Raw genomic sequence first — 454 nt, 5'->3', positions numbered from 1 at the left:
TTTTTCCCGGCTCTGCCTCAGTATTATTTTTTTTTATCAAAATTTTACCAGGGAGAGAAATTGTTTTTTTATCACCCAAAACCAAGAAGCCACCAAAAAGGGGGCATCTTTATATTTTTTTATTTTTAAAAATTTTTCCACCTTTATAACAAATAAAATAAAATTTTAAAAAAATCGGTTAATTCAAAAAAAAAAAAAAAAAAAAAAAAAAAAAAATACAATTAATTTATTGATATTTATATATTTTATATATAAATATCAGCAAAAATTTACATTTTCGCCGTCGGTTTTACGCAACAGGCTTGACAAGTTTCCGAAGCCTTGTAAAATAACGCACCTTCACGCGCCCATCGTCTAGAGGCCTAGGACACTGCCCTTTCACGGCGGCAACCGGGGTTCGAATCCCCGTGGGCGTGCCAATTTCTATTAGCCTGCAACCTAAAAAGGTGCAGGC

Annotated in this window: 1 tRNA gene; it reads left to right on the top strand. The window is 33.7% G+C overall.

The features are described 5' to 3' along the window. Nucleotides 1-343 precede the first annotated feature (343 nt). Nucleotides 344-419, top strand: a tRNA-Glu gene (locus tag KEM39_RS07525). Nucleotides 420-454 lie beyond the last annotated feature (35 nt).

The organism is Neisseria sp. Marseille-Q1983 (assembly GCF_018224585.1).
GTDB lineage: Bacteria > Pseudomonadota > Gammaproteobacteria > Burkholderiales > Neisseriaceae > Neisseria > Neisseria polysaccharea.
Note: the sequence above shows the minus strand (reverse complement) of the source record. Positions and strands in the feature narration are given on the sequence as shown.